The sequence below is a fragment of the Acanthopleuribacter pedis genome (assembly GCF_017377855.1).
Classification (GTDB): Bacteria; Acidobacteriota; Holophagae; order Acanthopleuribacterales; family Acanthopleuribacteraceae; genus Acanthopleuribacter; species Acanthopleuribacter pedis.
Genome location: NZ_JAFREP010000008.1, coordinates 19,504 through 38,327, shown reverse-complemented (window position 1 = coordinate 38,327; position 18,824 = coordinate 19,504). Strand labels below are relative to the sequence as shown.

Sequence of the window (18,824 nt, the reverse complement as noted above, 5' to 3'; positions counted from 1 at the left end):
ACTGAGTGCGCGTCGTGCGCGACCCCGGTCCGCTTTTCCCTACCATTTCGCTCCAGATCTTTCGCTAAAGTCCCTCGCGCTTATCGCGCTTCTTAGGTTAAAGAAAAGCCCGGTCCGGCGACGGCCGTCCGTGGTAAGATGCACATCTTATGAATGAGCAGACGACGACCCACCACCAATTCCAACCCCTTTCCGAAACCGGCGAACGCGGTGTCTTTATTAGCTTTGAAGGGATCGAAGGTTGTGGCAAAAGCACGCAATCCGACTGGCTCTCGCGCTTTCTCACCGAACACCGCATCCCCACCATTCGGACCAAGGAGCCCGGGGCCACGGCCATCGGCGCGGAGATCCGCAAAATCCTGCTCCACGCGGATCACGTGGGCATGTCGCCGATCTGCGAGGCCTTGTTGTATTTGGCGGACCGTGCCCAACACCACGACGAGGTGATCCAACCCGCGTTGAGCACCGGCACCTGGGTTGTCTGTGATCGCTACCACGACAGCACACTCGCCTACCAAGGCGCGGCCCGCAAGGTTTCCAGCCAAGATTTGAACCGGCTTTTCGAGCTGGCAACCGGCGCCTTGCAGCCGGATCTCACCCTTCTTTTGGACTTGGATGTGCAAACCGGGCTCAGTCGCGCGCAGCAACGCAACCGCGAGCACCAGAGCCAAGTGACCGAGGGGCGTTTCGAAGCCGAGGCCGAACCCTTCCACCAGGCCGTTCGCCAGGCGTTTTTGGGGATGGCGGCAGAACAACCGCACCGTTTTGTCGTGGTTGACGCGGCCCGCCCCGTTGACGAAATCGCGGCCGACATTCGCGGCATCGTCACCCATCGTTTCGCCAACTTCTTCTGATGCGTTGAAACGGAGGACGTTTTGTTTGAGCAGGTTTACGGACACACGCGCATCAAAACGATGCTCGCGGGTATGGTCAAAAAGGACCAACTCCACCACGGCTTGTGTTTTCACGGCCCGGCCGGCATCGGCAAACGCCTGCTCGCCGCCGAGGTCGCCAAGGCCATGCTGTGTGCGCATCGCACCGGCTGCGGTACCTGCAACCACTGCCGCAAATTTGCGAGCGGCAACCACCCGGACTATGCCTTGATTGAGCCGGACGGCAACGACATCAAGGTCGACCAAATCCGCCACATCTCGGAAAACTTGCACTTCCGCCCCTTTGAAGCCTCGGTACGCATGATCGTGATGGACGGTATGGAGCGTATTCGCGAGGAGGCGGCCAACGCCTTTTTGAAATCCCTTGAGGAACCCCCCGAATACGTTTATTTCATTTTGGTTACCGCCGACCTTAAAGCTTTGATCCCCACCATCCAGTCCCGGTGCCAGAAAGTCGCCTTCCAAAGTTTGACCCATCCCGACAAAGCCCAAATCTTGCGAGACCGCTTTGGGGTAGAGGAAACCATGGCCGACAAGCTGGCCGGCATTAGTTTCCGGCGCCTGGAAACCGAACCCGCCGCCTGGGAAGCCTTTCAAGCCGATATCGGCAAAGGCCTCAAGTATTTGCAGCACATGGTCAAAGAGGGCCAGGCCGTGGACGCGCTGAGCGAGTTGTCCAGAGACAAAGAGGCTTTTTCACGCTTTAAAGATCACCTCGCCGCCCTCCTTCGCGAATTAGCCTGGTGCGCCAAAGGCATTGCGCCCCAACCCTTTTTTGCCGAATTCCAAGAACCGCTGACCAAGCTGGCGGCGAGCAAACCGGCCGCCTTTTGGTACAGCCTTTTTGAGCAGGTGATGTGGCTGGAAAGCCAACGCCGCCGCAACCTCAACCAAAACATCTTCTTCAACGGATTCAGTGTGTTCGAGACGACATGAATCGTTTCGAGTCACCGATTTAGGAGCAGCCCCATGATTGATGCGATCCGATTTGCCGGTTACCTGACTTCAAGCGCGATTTTCAACCTGTACAACCAACGCAACATCAGCCCGACCCTGGCCTACGCGGACGGCTCCGGCAAAATGGGCCGCGAGGATTTAGACGACGAGGATCCCAACCAAGCGCTGGAACGCGGCCGCAAGAAGTTGGCGGCCGGCGCGGAGGGTTTGGCCCACGCGGTATTTATCTACGAGGGCGATTACAACTTTGACGACGACCAAGGCGATGCAATTTTTTGCGAGGTCCGCACCTACGGCGAAGCAGCCGCGGCGCTGTTTATGGCGGTCCCCTACCGACGCGCCGAGAAATTCCAGGTATTTCGCCCCAAATTCCTGGCGGTTGAGCATATCGAACAAAAGGACCTGCCCACATTGAGCCACGGTTTCTTCGAAGGCATTGAAAGCAACGAAGACGGGGCTACCATTTGGCACGCGAGCTTCTCACTCTAAGCAATCCAAAGCGCTAGATTCGCTAGAAAATAAGATCGCAAATCTCGCTTTTTCGCGAACATCGCGTCCGCTGTATTGCGGCCCGGCCGACGCAAGGATAAAAAAAACAAACAGGAGCGGCACATCAGCCAAAAACGCATAAACCCCGCTTTTCAGGCCGCTTACACGGATATTACGTAGCCGAAACCAGCTTTTCTCGAAATTTTATTTCTGTATTTCGCCGCTTTACCTTTGACCTTGGCACGCGACTTGGATAAAGTAGGCCCCGTCGCACGGTGAACAACCCACCAACCCTAGAAGCTCGCTTCTAACTTTTCTTTTGTGTGCGACCATCACATGAAACCAATGTTTGGGGTTCCACAAGGGGGAACACATGGCAGTAAAAAAGAGTTTTCAAATCATCCACGCCAACAATGAACAGACCGTGGATTTTCGCCTGTCGTTTCCCCAATATGCAGGCTCCCGAGGTAGTACCAGCACACCGACCATAGGGCGAAGAATGCCCGGTGGTTGGTGCTAGACAACCTCGAACCCAGGAAACGGCAGGCTGAATTACCGAACCGGTGACATCGTTTGGAAACTTCGGTTTCTACGTTGTTCCGAATTGAGCAACAGTCACACGCACTGAAGACAGGTTTGCAGCGGCGGCATCTCCGCCACCCGCGGCTTGGACTTCTCTCCAGCGTGAAATGCTGATTGTTCGCGGTAATCACCCATCAATAGTGCGGTGAGCGCGTGAACGCCCTTGACGGGAGTGGCGGACCCCTCCGGTCAAGCATGAGCGTTTATAAGATATATGCCGGCGTTACCATTTTTGGATGTTTGCTGTGGACCTCATTCCACGAGCGTTTGATTGCCTTGTCGCGCAAGCGGCCAGGACCCTCTGTGCGGGGGTAACCCGCTTCATGCGGTAAACCCCCGCGGTTCCCGTGATCGCGGTCGCGTCCCTCTCGCGTGCCTGTCCAACCCGTGTTACGACACATCGGACAGGTCGCAAGGAGTGCGCGACCCGAAAACACGGCGTCGTTTCCACCTATTCTCTTTTACCACCTACCCTGATCCAAACGGAGAACAGCCGCTCGCGCTTCGCTCGAGCGGTTTTTGACATCCGGCCTTTGTTTTTTGGAACAGGCGCTCCTCTTTATTCACCATTCACAAAACAAAGCCCGCATTGCTTACAAGGATTCGTCGCGAGAAGCAGAAAGCCTTGTAAGCAATGCAGGCCTGGAAGGTTGGCCGATCGGTAAGGCGCCTGGTTGCTAACCAGAGGCCCGGCATAGCCGGAACAGGTTCGATTCCTGTACCTTCCGTTCCCTTCACCCAAACAGCACACCAAGCACACTTTGGGTACCGGTACCGCCGTGAGACGGCACCGGCGGGGCGATGCCGCCGAGCATCACCCCATCCCGCGCGGCAACCCCGTGCGGCACCTCCCCGGAGCGTTGGCCGAATGGCAAAGCGCGCGGTCCTTCCACCCGTGGCATGGACCGGCGGCCCGGCATCGCCGGAGCAGGTTCGATTCCTGCACGCTCCCAAACAAGAACCCCGACCCAAGGGAACCCATGGCGGCCTCGGCGGCGCCACGGAGCCTCCTCGGTCACGACTTTTACCAGAAGGGGCACCGAACACGACAGCAGGTGTCTTACGGTGATCGGTTTCCCGGCTTCCCCGCCGATCCAACCGATTCCACCGATCCTGCCGTGGAAAAAGTCAGCATCCCCACGAAATGCCGCGCGTTGGCCGAACGGAAAAGCGCGCATCCACCCCATCTTTCATCAAGCTCGGTAATAAAAGCACCAAGGCGTATCGGGTTTGATGAAGGAGGCGGTGGAAGGCGCCTGGCAATCAGGCGTCGCGGCCCGGCATGACCGGAACAGGTTCGACTCCTGTACCCGCGGCATCGTCTCTAGCCCGCATCAGTCACAAAGATTGCCCCGGCACCTCCCCGTGACTGATACGGGCTTAAACGAAAACCCCGCGAAGCTGCACCACCGCGATTCGGCTGAAAGGGCGCAGCTTCGCGATTGTCACCCGCTCGAGACCACTTGATGACGACAGCGAGACAATCAACCCATCATGGCTATGCAACCCCCGAACCCGACACCAGGACGTAAAATGCTGTATTTTATAAGGCTATGCTTCTTAGACGTTGCACCGGTTTGGCTACTGTCTTTTGGCACGGTAATCGCTTAAAGAGGGATCGTCCCAGCGAAGACAGCCGTCTCCGATAGAGGAAAATCATCATGGTTCTCTCACTCAAAGAAATGTTGGTTATCGATCTGGAGGCGACGTGCTGGGAAGATCGCCGTCCCGCCGGCCAAACACCCGAAATCATCGAAATCGGCCTATGCCGACTCGATCTCGAAACCCTCCAACCCCACGAAAAAACCTCGATTCTGGTCCGTCCCGAACAATCGGAGATCAGCCCGTTCTGCACCGAGCTAACCAGCATCACCCCCGACATGGTCGCCAAAGACGGCATTCCCTTCGCGGAAGCCTGTAGCCGATTGCGAAAAAGGTTCGGCGCCAAAACCAAACCTTGGGCCAGCTACGGCAACTACGACCGACTCCAATTCGAGCGCCAGTGCAGCCAGACCGAAATACCGCTCCCCCTGTCCCCCACCCACCTCAATATCAAGACGATGGTCGCGCTTCATTTGCAGCTCCCCCGCGAGGTCGGCATGAAGGCCGCCTTACAAATGCTCAAAATTCCGCTTGAAGGCCGGCACCATCGAGGCGACGACGACGCCTGGAATACCGCTAAAATCGCCGCGCGCCTACTTGCCACCTTGCAAAAAACTCAGACTCCGTGATCTTTCCCACGCGCTATCTTTCCCGCACTTGCGCGGGCACACCGACAACCCCTTACCCACGGTCGTACACTTAACCCCAGAGGCTGCAACAACAAAGCCCCCATCCACCAACAGGAACCCGCACCCCCACCCGTCGCACCCCACGCGATGTTTTGACGAGGCCCGCCATGCACTTAACCTTTGACTCGCTCTCTGTCGAAATCACCTCCAGTCCCAACAGCAACGGCCTGGAGATTCACGTCCACATCCAAATCCACAACGAACAAGAAACCGGCGCTCCCGAAAATGAAACGAAGGATTTTTCACGGAGCGACACACCTACCGAAGAATGCCTTCCCCAAGCAGTTTAAATAAAAGATACAGAGGAAACCCATGTTGTACATTGAACTCAATGGAAAAAGCTACGAGCTCCAGCGCAACCAACTCAACCTTACCGCGCGTATGAAAGACTCTTTCATTAAAGAAACCCTGGCCAACTACTTTAAGGTCGAACCCAAAACCTTGGATCGTTACGAGGTGCAACACGGCGACGCCGGCGAATTGCGTTTGCAAAAAGTATGTTGCCACCGGAGTGGTCACACTTGTTAGGGCGGTTCTCTCCCATCAACAACCCGGCCAACCCGTTTTCCTCCAGACCTCAACCACCCGTCAGCCGACCATTCACATGGTCGGCTTTCGTTTTTTTGGACCCACCTCAGGCGCAAGCCGACGGCATGGCGTCGGCTTTCGCGTGATGCGCGCCAAAAATTCAGACATCAAACAGGCGTGGCCCGCCGGTGAATTCCCACTCGTAAATCGGTTTTAAGGTATCGCCAATCAAACAATCGTCAAACGCCTTGTCGGTCAACATCCATTCATAGCGGTAATCGCCTTCAAACAGCTCCGAATCCAAATGAACCACCGCGTTGAACCAATACATGGTTCGCAGCAACGCCTCAAATTTTTCCAACCAGCGATCCCAGCGTTTTTCCAAGCCCTCGTAAGAGGCACCGAAATGGATGACCTGCGACGAGAAACGCGCGCGTGGCGGTGCAATCGAGAACATGCCGCGCAGCAGAACGGGATCGTCGTCCTCGTCACCGAGCGCATCCAGGGCCGCCTGGTTCAGTGCATAGTGGGGATTTAGGGTATCGCGCTCCAGCTCACCGGCATCGATCATGCCGTACAAAATGGTTTCATGACTCATCGCAAGCACCTCGGCAAAAAATAAGCACAGGCGCATTAGAACAGAGCGGGACGAGGATGACAAGAGAGGGAAGGCCGCGGTGTCCCCGCCAAGGTGGGTGGGGGCCGCCTCAAGCCGGGTTACGAGGCGTTGTTGGTAATTTTTTCGACCATCATGCGCACGACCTCGTTTTTGTCGCGCGCGTATTTGGTGAGCGCCGTGCGCGCCGCCGCGTGTTCGCTGGCCGCAAGGGCTTTGGCCGCTTCACCACGCAACTTGGCTTCTTCTTTCGATTCAAACAAACGTGTTTTTTTGAGGATTTTATCGAAGAAGGCAATCGAATCGGCACTGTCCAAGGTGGCCAGAATATTAATGATGTCGATTTTCTCTTTTAGGTTCTCTTCGCCCTCGTACAAACCCGCGATGAACCGCGCGTAGGCCGGTTCTTTACTCAAGCGCACGTATTGAAACAGCTTGGTACGCAAACCGCCACTGGCGCGCTTCAGCAACATCTTGCCTTTTTCCACCGCGCTGCGATCATTAATCAAAAACAAGCAGCGGTACACCAGATCCAGAATTCGGGTATTGCGCTCTTCCAAAAGCTGATCCAAAAAGGGCAAAAGTTCGACGGGCGGGTCCTTGGCCATAATGGTCAACAGGTTGCGTTTGATGTACCAAGGCGAATCGCGCCGAATCGCATTATCCAGTTCCTTGAGCAGCAGCGGGTAAATCATCGGCCCAAGCCGCATCAGAATTTCCAATAACTTTTTGCGAACCGAACGATCTTCCGAGTGAAACAAGGCCTGCATGCACGAATCGACCACCGCCAAACCGTGCTGCACAAACAACGACTTGAAGTAGGGTTTGATCTCGGGAAATTCGAGGCGCATCAGATCTTCCATCAACGAAAGATCGAGAATCTTGCGCAGCTGCTTTTTGACGATGGCCTGAATCTCGGTGGATTTGCGCATCTTTTCGCGCGCCAGCAAGTCAAGCGCAAAAAACAAGCGCACGTATTGCTTTTTCTTGCGCATCCACTTCAAGATCTCGATCAGAGATTGCAAATGCACATGGTACAGCTCGATTTCTTTGCATTCGTGCAAATCTTTGTCGAGGCTTTTCAGAATCGAGGAGAGCGGCCGCAGTTGATCGCGTTCAATGAGCGCCAACACCACCACGTGGTAACTGGAAAACGCCAAGCGGCGCACCTCGTATTCGGGCGAACCCATGTCGCGGCGCATCATCGTTAGTGACTCGGCCACCTTCTTGAGCCGGTCCTGGTCAATGAAACGGAACATGGTCTGCATCAAGGTTTCGCGATCCTCGCGCGAAATAAACAGATGCACCCCGTGACCCTTGCTTTTGGGTTGCATCGCCCCACGACCGCCGCGCTCAAACGATTCAAAATCCGGCGGAAGCTCGACCGGCCCGGTATCGTACCGTCCGCGCTGGAAGCTCTCAAAGCCCTCCGGCCGGTCGGGTGGCGGCGTGTCGTAGCCACCCCGCTGAAAACTTTCAAAACCCGCGGGCGGTGCGCTTGAGCCCGCGTCGTAATGGCTGCGCTGAAAACTCTCGAAGCCGGCGGGCGCCCCGGTGGGTGCACGCGGCAGGTCCGGCGCCTCATCGTACTCATCGGCCTGGGTGAAGGAATGGGTCGGCACAATGTTGGGGTCAATTTCCGGGGCCTGGTTAAAGCCGTAACCGCCGTCTTGGCGCGGGATGCTGAGCCCGTCCAGATCGGAGAAGGTGGCGTCCAGGTTTTCGGGGTTGATCGCGATTGTCTGGACGTGTTGCCGGAACAACATCTTTGAAGCGGTATCTCGATCAGAAAAACGTTTGGCGGGATGGAACAGCATCGCGATAAATTTCTGCAAATCTTTTTTGGTGGCGCCTTCTTCAAACACAAGGCTTTCCACGTGCCGCGAGCCGCAGGCCTCTTGCAACCATTGCACCGATTCACTCATCCAAACCACGTTGGGAATCGCCATACCGTTGACCCGAACCGCCGTCGGCTCGAAATCGATGCGAAAAATTTCATCCTCAAGCATCGCTTTGTAGTTTTGCAAAAACCGCTCGTAAAGCCCCACGACCATCGGGCTGGTTACCGGATTCTGCTCGCTGGCATCGTAGCAGGCTTTCAAACTATTAAAGATGTTCTGAATGGCTTTTGGCTGCATAAGTTCGCCTGAAGTGGAGTTTAAATGACTTATCGCGTATCTAGGAAATTCCTTAACAAACAAAGGCTATCGGAAATCTAGGCCGGTTCTTAACCGACAAAAGCAAAAAGGTGATCGAGGAAACCGATCAAGCCGGCGCCATGCTTCGCCTGAACCCACCGCGCTTTTTCGCCTCAAACAGGTTGTGCGGTTATGCGCAACCTGGACACCCTTAAAGCACCGGGCACGCTGTCCCGTGCCGGTCCTTGTCGCGACAGCCCGGGGTCGCCGGCCGGCAAGGCAGGCGTGGAAACGCGCGAAACGCAACCTTTGGTTGCCTTTGGAGGTGTCATCTTCCCAAATCTCTGCTATTTGTCAATAGACCCGGATCGCAGTCGTGCAATCAACCCCTACACAAGGAAATCTCACCGCCGCTATGAACTTTTACGATAACGTCAACTGGCCCTTCCACATCCTGTTCACCGTTTTTTTCTTGGGCGCGGGCCTGTTGTTTTTGGTGCTTGATCAAAAAAGGCGCAAAGCTTTTGCCAAGGCCTGCGGCGAGGTGGGCCTGGTGCCGCAACGCCGTTTCAGCGAACCGGCGCTGGAAAGCCTTCAGCAGTTCGACCTGTTCACCGACGTATTACTCGCCGCCGATACCCTCCACGTCAAAGGCCGCTTCCACAACCGGCGCGGTATGTTGTTGTTTGATATGAATTACCGTTCGGTTAATCCAGCCGATTTCCCCAGCTTGGTGCTGCTGTGCATTGTGGTGGACCTCGACAGCCAACCGCCGCCGTTCACCTGCATCCCGGCTTCCCTTGCCGACCAACTCCAGGCCAAACCGCAACAGGCGCGTTATTACCCGGAAGAAGACGGATTCAACGAAGCCTTTCAAATCTATTGCGACGATTTCCTTTTTGCCCGCAACCTGTTGGCAGCCAAGCCGGGGTGGCTCACCCAAGACGGCCCGACCTTCTGCGAAACGCGCGGCAAACAACTGTTGCTGGCCAGGGCGGGCGGATTGTTTCCCGAGGAGTTGGAAGCGCGGGGCGAATGGGCCGAGGCGGCCGCGGCTTCTTTTGGTTAGCGTGGTTTTGGGTTGGGGTTGCGAATTCCGGGTTCGGGGTGCGGGTTCGGGGTGCGGTTGCGGGGTGAGGGTTCGGGGTGCGGTTGCGGGGTGAGGGTTCGGGGTGCGGTTGCGGGGTGCGGGTTCGGGGTGCGGTTGCGGGGTGAGGGTTCGGGGTGCGGTTGCGGGGTGAGGGTTCGGGGTGCGGTTGCGGGGTGGTTCCGGTGATCCGTTTTTTTCCCGTTGCGTTGGTGGTGTCGGCTCCTTCAGAGCCTTCCCGTTCGTGAACCCCCGAGACCCAGGGTGCGACCATTTTCAATGGTCGTACCCGGGGCTAACATATGGCATCCCTTCAGGATGCGTCCAGGGTGGCCGGGTTTCACCCGGCATTTATTCAAAGCATGGCCCTTGGATGGGGCGGTGCGGCCCCGTTGGGGCGCGCGGGATCAAGGCCAACCTTGGATGGGGCGGCGCGGCCCCGTTGGCGCGCGCGGGATCAAGGCCGACCCCGGAAGGGTGGTGCGGCCCGCGTTGGGGCGCGCGGGATCAAGGCCGACCCCGGAAGGGTGGTGCGGCCCGCGTTGGGGCGCGCGGGATCAAGGCCGACCCCGGAAGGGTGGTGCGGCCCCCGTTGGCGCGCGCGGGATCAAGGCCGACCCCGGAAGGGTGGTGCGGCCCCCGTTGGCGCGCGCGGGATCAAGGCCAAGGGCGGAAGGGTGCCGATTCCGCGTGCCCCAACGCGGGCACGCACACCGCCATGTGGGGCCCACCATTTATTTGAACGGTGGGCCGAAGGCGCACCTCATCTGGTTACGCTGAAGGCGTTATGAGATTTCAGCCCTGGGTAAATGGTTATGGAATAACCGTTTACCCAGGGTCCCTTGGTGTTCCCGTCGTGTAGGCCGCTGAAGGCGCCGGCCCCAGACCTAAACACCTAATCCGCCGGCGCTTCCCTGTTGCCTTGGCCCACGATGTCGCTTGCTTTTAAACCGAACTTCATCAAGTATTTGCGCAGGCGGTCACTGTCGTTGGAACTGGCTTTTTTGGCGCGGCTGGCCGCGAACAGGATCCGCCCCGCCTCCGCCAAAGAACGCGCCGTTTCGCATATCTCCAGTACCTTGGCCAATTGGGCGCGGTCGAAAAGGTCGATATCTGCCAACGCCTCCTTGTCGAAATAACGCACCAAGGTTTTATCCGCCTTTTCCGGGCGTTCCCACTGACCGCGCAAGCGACCGATCTCCTCGCCCACGATCTCCTCGTTGATGCGGTTCCCACCGGACAAGGTCGCCATGCGCGTCACCGCCGCGTTCAAATCGCGGAAGTTGGCCGACCATTTCCCCTTCGGCCCCGTCGCAAACGTCAAAAACCGCTGGTAGGCTTCCTTGTTAAAAGTCGTAATGCGACCGTGCTCCCGGGCAAAACGCTCCAATTCGTAGCGAAGGTTGGGTTCCAAATCCTCCGGGCGCTCCGCCAACGACGGCAGCTTGTAGGTCCACAGGTTCATGCGCGCCAACAGATCCTCGCGAAAATCGCCACTGTGCACCTTCTCCCATAGATTGCGGTTCGTGCCCGCGATTAATTGGAAGTCGCTGTGTACCTCGCGGTCCGAGCCAACCGGCATAAAGGTTTTGTCCTCCAGCGCACGCAGGAGCATTGCCTGCTCATCCGGGCCCAACTCACCCACCTCGTCGAGAAAGATCACCCCATTGTGCGCCCCACGCAGCAAACCCGGCCGATCCGTGATTGCACCCGTAAAGGCGCCGCGCACGTGACCGAACAAGGTCGACATCGCCGCATCGCCGCGCAAGGTGGCGCAGTTCACCTCAACAAAGTGGCCCGTGATTTGGCGCCGCATCTTTTTCAGTTGGAAAATCCGCTTGGCGAGGTGCGATTTACCCGCGCCCGTCGGGCCCATCAGCAGGATCGGTGACTTGGAGCGAATCGCAACCTTTTCGATTTGGTCGATCATTTGGTTGAACCGCGCATTGCGGGTCTCGATCCCGGACTTCAGGAAGGCCGCGCCTTCCTCCTGCTCCTTCGCGAAACGCGAGGCAATCGAATCGTATTTGGACAGGTCAAGGTCAATGATTTTGTAATAGCCGGGACCCTTTTCCTTGCGCATCGGCGAACTTTGGATCAGGTTGGCCGGAAAGTAACGGGCTTCCGTCAGCAGGAACAAACAGATCTGAGCAACGTGCGTCCCCGTGGTGATGTGAATCAGGTATTCTTCTTGGTCCTGGTTGAAAGGGTACTGTTGCGCGAACTGCATCAGGTTCGAGAACACTTCCTCAAAATCCCATGGATCGCGAAAGGTCATCGTGTGCAGGTTGACCTTGGTTTCGGGGGCAACCGTACCAATGTCGCCCACCAACACCTCGGCCGCGTTGCGGTGGTCTTCAGAAACCAACAACTCAAGCCGATCAATCATCATGTCCTCATGCTGGAACAGCGACACTGTCGGGCGCCAACGTTGCCAACGCCGCCGACCCAAACCACCATCCAACGTGGTTCCGTACAAACCGATCACCACCCGTTTCATGAGCACCTCCCGCGCATTGGCCAAAATTATACATCTCACTAACAACCTATGCAAAAAGATAAGCCGCATTTTTAAAAAGAAACCCGCCAAAGCCACGCAAAAATATAATCACATATAATCCAGCTGTTTACACAAAACAACGCGCATCTCAAAAGTTTGGCACCCGACCTGCAACACCTAGCGCCCGTCACGATCCGACAACGGATCCACTTTTTCTACGAGGCATCTTTCATGACACAGCTTCCCTTTCAATTGATCGAAAACGAAGGCGCCGTCCCCATCAAAGCCTGGGTTAACGGTGTTCCCTTCGACAAAGGCGCCCAGGAGCAAGTCCGCCTGGCCGCGCAACTGCCCATCATCTACAAGTGGATCGCGTTGATGCCGGATGTTCACAAAGGCATCGGCGCCACCGTCGGCAGCGTGATCCCCACCACCAAGGCCATCATCCCGGCCGCGGTCGGCGTCGACATCGGCTGCGGCATGATGGCGGTGCGTACCGACATGACCGCCGACCAGCTACCCGACAACTTAAAACCCCTGCGAACGGCCATCGAAAAAGCGGTCCCCCACGGGCGCACCAGCGGGAGCCGCAAGGACAAAGGTTCCTGGCAGGACGTCCCCACCCGAGTCGCCAAGAACTGGGCTTCTTTGAATACCCGCTTCGGGGAAATTGTTCGCAAACACCCCGCTATCGAGAAGTCCAACCACGTGACCCATCTCGGCACCTTGGGTACCGGCAACCACTTTATTGAGCTTTGTTTGGACGAAGCGAATCGCGTCTGGATCATGCTCCACAGCGGTTCGCGCGGGGTAGGTAACCGCATCGGCTCCTACTTCATCGAACTCGCCAAAAAAGACATGCGCGGTTGGCACGCCAATCTCCCGGACGTCAACCTCTCCTACCTGCGCGAGGGGACCGAGCATTTCGACGATTACGTCGAGGCCGTCGACTGGGCCCAAGACTTTGCCCGCCAGAACCGCGCACTGATGATGGAAAACGTCATCAAGGCGCTGCGCGAGGTCAAAGGGATTCCGACCCGTTTTAAAACCGAGAAACAAGCCGTCAATTGTCACCACAACTATGTTTCCCAGGAAATCCATTTCGGCAACAAGGTATGGGTGACGCGTAAAGGCGCGGTCAGCGCACGCCAAGACGAACTCGGCATCATCCCGGGCAGCATGGGCGCGCGTTCCTTCATTGTTCGTGGTCGCGGAAATCCCGAGAGCTTCCACAGCTGCAGCCACGGCGCGGGGCGCGTGATGTCGCGTACGCAAGCCAAGAAACGCATCAGCCTGGACGAGCACCAGGAGGCGACCGCCGGCGTTGAATGCCGCAAGGACGCGGGCGTGATCGACGAAACCCCGGCCGCGTACAAACCCATCGACGCCGTCATGAAGGCGCAGTCGGATTTGGTTGAAGTCGTCCACACACTCAAACAGATCGTGTGCGTGAAAGGCTGATTCAACCGATGCCCCTTACGGCGAGGCCGCCGCCTCCAACGTTCATTCTGTCGGGCCGGTTAAGTCCGACGCAATCGCTCGCCGGGCCTTCGCGATCCGGCGGGCTGGGGTTTGCCCGGCGCAGGCCCTATACCGTGTAAGGAAAAAGCCATGATCGTAATTGACGGATCACTCGGTGAGGGCGGCGGCCAAGTTGTTCGCAGCGCCGTAGCACTGTCCGTACTGACCCAAAAACCCATCCAGATCAACAACGTGCGCGCCAAACGCAAGAAGCCGGGCTTAATGCGACAGCACATGACCGCGGTACGGGCCGCCGCCACCCTATGCGGGGCCGAGATCGACAACGTCCAGCTCGGTTCCCATGGGTTCCGCTTCCAGCCAGGCCGGGTTAAAGCCGGGCGCTACCATTTCCCCATCGGGACCGCGGGCAGCACCACGCTGGTGCTTCAAACGATTCTGTATCCGCTGTTGGCGGCCGACGGCCCTTGTGTCGCCGTCATCGAGGGCGGTACCCACAATCCCAAGGCACCCACCGTTGAGTTTATCCAGCGCACCTTTGTTCCCATGTTGCAACGCATGGGCGCCGAGATTTCGGTCCGCTTGGAACGACGCGGCTACGTGCCCGCCGGCGGGGGTCGCATTGTGCTGGAAACCCAACCGATCCAACAATGGCAACCGCTGCATTTGAAGGACGGCCACGAAACCGTGGAACGCACCGCGCGGGCCTGGGTCGCCCAGCTCCCGGCCAAGATCGGCACCCAGCAAATGGGCAAGATGCAGCAATTGCTGGAAATCCCCAAAACCCACTGTTTCGTCCATGAGGTTCGCGACAGCTTGGCCCCCGGCAACAGCTTTGAGGTGGCGATTCAAGGGAACCAGGTCCACGAAACCTTTTCCGCAATCGGCCGCATCAACGTGCGTTCCCGCTTCCTGGCCGCCGAGATTTTTAAGGAAATCAAAGCGTTTTTGGCCGCGGGCGTACCGGTCGGCGAGCATTTGGCCGACCAACTCTTGATCCCGGCCGCCCTCGCGGGCGCGGGTTCGTTCTACACCGTCACCCCCTCCCTGCACACCCACACCAACATGGACGTGATCCGCCATTTCTTGCCCATCCGCTTCGAAACCGAAGCCGTGCGCGAGGACGCGTATCGCATCAGCATCTCGCCGGATTAACCCGCATTTCTCACCGAAGCGGCACGGGCCGGCAACAAATCGCACAGCGCTTCCGGCAATTACGCCGGACCGCCTGTGCGTTTTGTGCGTTTACCGCCAAAATCACGACACCCGTGTCACCCCGGCGCCCGCCGCCGCTCCGCTGAAAAAGCGCAGCCAACTCCAAAAATCGACACTTTAAGATTCGTTAATTTTTGATTTTTCCGTTATGCTATAGCGGAACCGAACCTCATCGCTAAAACCTATGAGTTGGAGCGGATCTGTTCACGTGACGATCTGAACGAGACGCTTTGCGCGGCGTCGTGTTCGTGCCGCCGAATGCTTATTGTATAAAGATTCGAGCATGGATCCCCACACCCACTCCCGGGCCGATGTCACGAGGTTCCAGGACCACGCCCCGCGGGCGTGTCCCGGTTCACCCGGCGCTTGACCGTTTTTCGGGCCCCAGGGGGGATCCTCCGAATACGCCATCGCACGGGCGAAACACGGGAAGCACCAGGGTTTGTTTCGCAACACCAGGGTGTCGCGCGGCAACGCGACTTTTGTCGCGGCGCAAGATTTCCCCACTTTCACGGAATGCTCATTAAAAAAGGTGCCGTTATCGTTAAAAATTCGGACATGAATGCGTAAACTTTGCTGAAATCGACCGATAAGAGAACCAGTTGCACGCGCTCCACGGCGCCCGCCACCCCCGGGTGACGGTGTTTCGCCGGCGTGAACCGGCCGTCCACGCGGTCGCTCAACCGAACCACGTTTCCGTCCCAACCATAGATACACAATACCTACAAGCTTATGAGCATTTAATCTCGCTCACCATAAAACTATCGCCGGATAACCTATGCCCTCCACCCTCCTATATCTTCAGACAGCTTCCATGCATCACTTTCGTCAGTCACATCTTGACCTCAATCATCCCAAGATGTTAGAAGGTTTGGTTTGCGCGTCGAAAAGGCTGAAGATTGCAATCGTCGGGCGAAAAGGGGCTTAGCTTGAAAGTTGCATCTCTATCCCTGAAATATTTTAAAAAGTTTCACGACCACGAATTGTCGTTCGTTAACGAGGAGACCGGGGAAGTCAATGATTTGGTCATCCTCTACGGTGGAAACGCCACCGGCAAATCGACCATTCTCCAAGCGATCTCTTCCACGCTTGGGGTCGCCACCGGTCGCCTGCGTCGCGCCTCCGACCTCGATTGGCCCGGTTTCTACCTGGAACTGGCGGCACGCTCCTGGCAATTCCCCTACGAGGTTTTGCTGGGCATCAACTTCTCGGCCGCCGAATTAGCCGCCGCTTGTGATTATTTTTCCCGCGTGCCCGACTTCGCCGAGAACCCCGAGGCGCTGCTGCCCTCCCAGGAACAGGACGTCACCCTGACCTTGGTTGAAGGGAAAGTCAGCGCACCCAGCCGCGGTCAGTACTTCCAGTTCCGCGGCCGCGAGTACGCGCGCAAGCTGGTCCGCCAAGCGCCCGAGGGTTTTGACCTTTTTAAAAATGTCGGTTCCGTGTTTTGGTACAACGAATTCCGCGGCTCGACGGGGCTCAGCGTCGACGAGCACGACGACCGCAAGGGCAACTTCGACGAGAACATGCTGCGCCGTCGCCTCGCCGACTGGATGTATTTCCACCAGCGCGTCACCGAGGGCCGTTACCAATTGCGCCCCGGCCAACGCGACCTGTACAGCGACTTGGAACGGGCGTTTAAGACGTTGTTCCCCAACCACAGCTTCGAGGGTGCCGTCCCCCGCGAGAGCGGCTCGGAAGTGCCCTGGTTCTTCCTCTACGACGGCAAGAACCAATACGAAATCGCCGAAATGTCGTCGGGCGAGCGTGCCGTGTTCCCCTTCATTTTCGACTTTGCCTTCATGAACATCCACAACTCGGTGATCCTGATTGACGAGTTCGAGCAGCACCTGCACCCCGAGCTGCAAATCGCCATGCTGGAATACCTACCCAAGCTGGGTCTGAACAACCAGTTTTTCATCACGACCCACTCGGAGGCGTTGGCCGACGCGGTACCGCCCGAATGCGTCTACGACCTCAACGACTACGAAGAGGATTACTAGGGCCCCGGCCCGGTGGTTGCACACCCGCACACCGCCATGCGGGGACAGGCATTGATCCGCTGTGTGCTGAAGGCACACCCACACCCTCATGCGGGGATGGGATTGATCCGGCGTGTGCTGAAGGCACACCCACACCCTCATGCGGGGATGGGATTGATCCGGCGTGTGCTGAAGGCACACCCACACCCTCATGCGGGGATGGGATTGATCCGGCCTGTGCTGAAGGCATACCCACACCCTCATGCGGGGACCATTCTTCATTTAAACGTGAGGCGAAGCCGAGCCACATCCAGCTACCCCAAAGGGGTTATCTATGACAGCCTAGGGTAAAGGCGCGGAGCGCCTGCCACCCTAGGACGCCACGATATACCGACCCCCCAGTCCTGAAGGGACTGGCGCCGGCACCCCTTCCCATTTGCCATAATGCCGACACGGTTCCAAATGAGCATGTTAAGCCATGTCACCAGGATCGAATCCCGAAAAACACACGGGGGCCGGCACTTTCAGCGCCTGCTTTTCGGGAACCGCGGAGACCCAGGGTAGGCCCCTTTTTCAAAGGGCCCGACCCTGGGCTGCCATAGTGAGCCCTTTCAGGGCAGCGGGTTGAAGTCCGCCTTCGGCGAACGTTCAAATCAATGGTGGTCCACACATCGCGGTGTGCGCGTGCCTTCAGCACGCGCCGGGTCAACACCCCGCACCGCACCGCCCTGTGGCCAAGTGGTCCACACATCGCGGTGTGCGCGTGCCTTCAGCACGCGCCGGGTCAACACCCCGCACCGCACCGCCATGTGGCCAAGTGGTCCACACATCGCGGTGTGCGCGTACCTTCAACGCGCCGGATCGTTGCCCCGCCCCGTCTCAATGACAAACCCTAGGCCAATGCTTCCGCCAATTTCGGTGCGAAATAGGTCAGGATCATGTCGGCGCCCGCACGTTTGATCGCCAAGGTCGCCTCCACCATGGCGCGATCCAAATCGAGCCAGCCCTTTTCCGCCGCGGCCATAATCATGCCGTACTCGCCGCTTACGTGGTACGCCGCGACCGGCACATCCACCGCGCGCCGCACCTCCGCGATCACGTCCAAATAAGCCAGCGCCGGTTTGACCATCACCACATCCGCGCCTTCTTCCACATCCTTGGTCACTTCCTTGACCGCCTCGCGTCGGTTGGCCGGATCCATTTGGTAGGTTTTTTTGTCGCCCTCGCGAGGGGCGCTGTCGAGCGCGCCGCGGAAGGGACCGTAGAAACAAGACGCGTATTTGGCCGCGTAAGACATGATCGCCGTGTCCTGGTAGCCCGCCGCGTCCAAGGCGTCGCGAATCGCGCCGATACGGCCGTCCATCATGTCGGAAGGGGTAATCATGTCGCCGCCCGCCTCCGCGTGGGAAACCGCCTGTTTACACAGCACATCAACCGTTTCGTCGTTGACGATCTCCCCGTCGACCACCAACCCGTCGTGACCCGTCGTGGTGTAGGGGTCCAAGGCCACATCCGTTTGCAGGTACAGCGCCGGGCAATCCGCTTTGAGCGCGCGCAAGGCCCGCTGCACCAAACCGTCCGGGTTGTACGCGCCCGTGCCCTTGAGGTCTTTGTCCTCGCAGTACCCGAACAAGTTCACCGCCGGAATGCCCAGGTCCACCAAACGACGGCCTTCCTCGACCAGACAATCAATGGAAAGATGGTAGTTGCCGGGCATGGTACTGATCTCTTTTTTGATGCCGCTCCCTTCCACCACAAACATCGGATAAATCAGGTCGTTCACCGAAAGCTCTGTCTCGCGCACCAAACGACGAATCCCGTCGTTGCGGCGATTGCGTCGGTAACGGTGTCTCATTGGTTTCATGGCTCCAGCCTCCCAGGGAATCATTTAAACGAAGTTCAGGAACAAAACCTAACACGGCTCGGCCCGCCACTCATCCGAAAACCGAGCCGGCCGGGGCCGACCACCCGGCGCCGCGTCCGCCGCGTCCCGAGGCCCCGCCCCAAGAAACCCCGCGCACCCACCCCGAATCGTGATAGGATGCCAAAAAAAGTTGTGTCCCGCCG

At 57.9% G+C, this 18,824-nt stretch carries 15 protein-coding genes and 2 tRNA genes; 12 read left to right on the top strand and 5 right to left on the bottom strand.

The annotated features are described in order from the left end of the window. The first annotated feature begins 149 nt into the window (after positions 1-149). From tmk to J3U88_RS10890, 4 genes are all read left to right on the top strand, one after another. Positions 150-854: a dTMP kinase gene (tmk, locus tag J3U88_RS10905; RefSeq protein WP_207858783.1), complete on the top strand. Its 705-nt coding sequence runs from the start codon at positions 150-152 to the stop codon at positions 852-854. A 21-nt stretch (positions 855-875) separates the two neighbouring features. Next, positions 876-1,829, top strand: coding sequence for a DNA polymerase III subunit delta' (holB, locus tag J3U88_RS10900; protein ID WP_207858782.1), 954 nt, complete (start codon positions 876-878; stop codon positions 1,827-1,829). Positions 1,830-1,862: 33 nt separating this feature from the next. Further along, the gene (locus J3U88_RS10895; protein WP_207858781.1) at positions 1,863-2,339 is read left to right on the top strand and encodes a hypothetical protein; all 477 of its coding nucleotides are present in this window, start codon (positions 1,863-1,865) and stop codon (positions 2,337-2,339) included. A 1,226-nt stretch (positions 2,340-3,565) separates the two neighbouring features. Then, positions 3,566-3,649: transfer RNA gene (locus J3U88_RS10890), tRNA-Ser, on the top strand. Positions 3,650-3,655: 6 nt separating this feature from the next. Here the strand turns inward: J3U88_RS10890 and J3U88_RS10885 are convergent. Then, positions 3,656-3,796 (bottom strand): hypothetical protein, encoded by a 141-nt coding sequence (locus tag J3U88_RS10885; RefSeq protein ID WP_207858780.1) that lies wholly within the window; start codon positions 3,794-3,796, stop codon positions 3,656-3,658. On the opposite strand from J3U88_RS10885, the gene J3U88_RS10880 reads away from it, so the two are divergent. The 4 genes from J3U88_RS10880 (at position 3,776) to J3U88_RS10865 (ending at position 5,740) form a co-directional block, all read left to right on the top strand. After that, positions 3,776-3,873, top strand: a tRNA-OTHER gene (locus J3U88_RS10880). The genes J3U88_RS10885 and J3U88_RS10880 overlap by 21 nt on opposite strands. Positions 3,874-4,582: 709 nt before the next feature. Then, on the top strand, positions 4,583-5,152 hold the full coding sequence (locus tag J3U88_RS10875) for a 3'-5' exonuclease (RefSeq protein ID WP_207858779.1): 570 nt from the start codon (positions 4,583-4,585) through the stop codon (positions 5,150-5,152). 167 nt (positions 5,153-5,319) lie between these two features. Then, the gene (locus tag J3U88_RS10870) at positions 5,320-5,502 is read left to right on the top strand and encodes a hypothetical protein (protein WP_207858778.1); all 183 of its coding nucleotides are present in this window, start codon (positions 5,320-5,322) and stop codon (positions 5,500-5,502) included. Positions 5,503-5,524: 22 nt separating this feature from the next. Next, positions 5,525-5,740, top strand: coding sequence for a hypothetical protein (locus J3U88_RS10865; RefSeq protein ID WP_207858777.1), 216 nt, complete (start codon positions 5,525-5,527; stop codon positions 5,738-5,740). Positions 5,741-5,900: 160 nt separating this feature from the next. Here the strand turns inward: J3U88_RS10865 and J3U88_RS10860 are convergent, their stop codons facing one another. Together J3U88_RS10860 and J3U88_RS10855 are read right to left on the bottom strand one after the other, a co-directional pair. Continuing rightward, positions 5,901-6,338 carry a hypothetical protein gene (locus tag J3U88_RS10860; protein ID WP_207858776.1) on the bottom strand — a complete coding sequence of 146 codons (438 nt, stop codon included), beginning with the start codon at positions 6,336-6,338 and terminating at the stop codon, positions 5,901-5,903. 119 nt (positions 6,339-6,457) lie between these two features. Next, the gene (locus J3U88_RS10855; RefSeq protein ID WP_207858775.1) at positions 6,458-8,494 is read right to left on the bottom strand and encodes a hypothetical protein; all 2,037 of its coding nucleotides are present in this window, start codon (positions 8,492-8,494) and stop codon (positions 6,458-6,460) included. 415 nt (positions 8,495-8,909) lie between these two features. Between J3U88_RS10855 and J3U88_RS10850 the strand changes: the two genes are divergently transcribed. Next, on the top strand, positions 8,910-9,563 hold the full coding sequence (locus J3U88_RS10850) for a hypothetical protein (protein ID WP_207858774.1): 654 nt from the start codon (positions 8,910-8,912) through the stop codon (positions 9,561-9,563). Between the two features lie 913 nt (positions 9,564-10,476). Here J3U88_RS10850 and rtcR read toward each other — a convergent pair. After that, a complete protein-coding gene (rtcR, locus tag J3U88_RS10845; RefSeq protein WP_207858773.1) occupies positions 10,477-12,081 on the bottom strand; it encodes an RNA repair transcriptional activator RtcR in 1,605 nt (534 codons plus the stop codon). Positions 12,082-12,312: 231 nt separating this feature from the next. Between rtcR and J3U88_RS10840 the strand changes: the two genes are divergently transcribed. The 3 genes from J3U88_RS10840 to J3U88_RS10830 all read left to right on the top strand — a co-directional run bounded on the left by J3U88_RS10840 (position 12,313) and on the right by J3U88_RS10830 (position 16,778). Continuing rightward, the gene (locus J3U88_RS10840) at positions 12,313-13,542 is read left to right on the top strand and encodes an RtcB family protein (protein ID WP_207858772.1); all 1,230 of its coding nucleotides are present in this window, start codon (positions 12,313-12,315) and stop codon (positions 13,540-13,542) included. 150 nt (positions 13,543-13,692) lie between these two features. Continuing rightward, positions 13,693-14,715 (top strand): RNA 3'-terminal phosphate cyclase, encoded by a 1,023-nt coding sequence (rtcA, locus tag J3U88_RS10835; protein WP_207858771.1) that lies wholly within the window; start codon positions 13,693-13,695, stop codon positions 14,713-14,715. A 989-nt stretch (positions 14,716-15,704) separates the two neighbouring features. Continuing rightward, positions 15,705-16,778 (top strand): AAA family ATPase, encoded by a 1,074-nt coding sequence (locus J3U88_RS10830; RefSeq protein ID WP_207858770.1) that lies wholly within the window; start codon positions 15,705-15,707, stop codon positions 16,776-16,778. Between the two features lie 871 nt (positions 16,779-17,649). On the opposite strand, the gene hemB is transcribed toward J3U88_RS10830, so the two are convergent. Next, complete coding sequence (gene hemB / locus J3U88_RS10825) at positions 17,650-18,621, bottom strand: porphobilinogen synthase (RefSeq protein WP_207858769.1); 972 nt, start codon at positions 18,619-18,621, stop codon at positions 17,650-17,652. Positions 18,622-18,824: the final 203 nt, after the last annotated feature.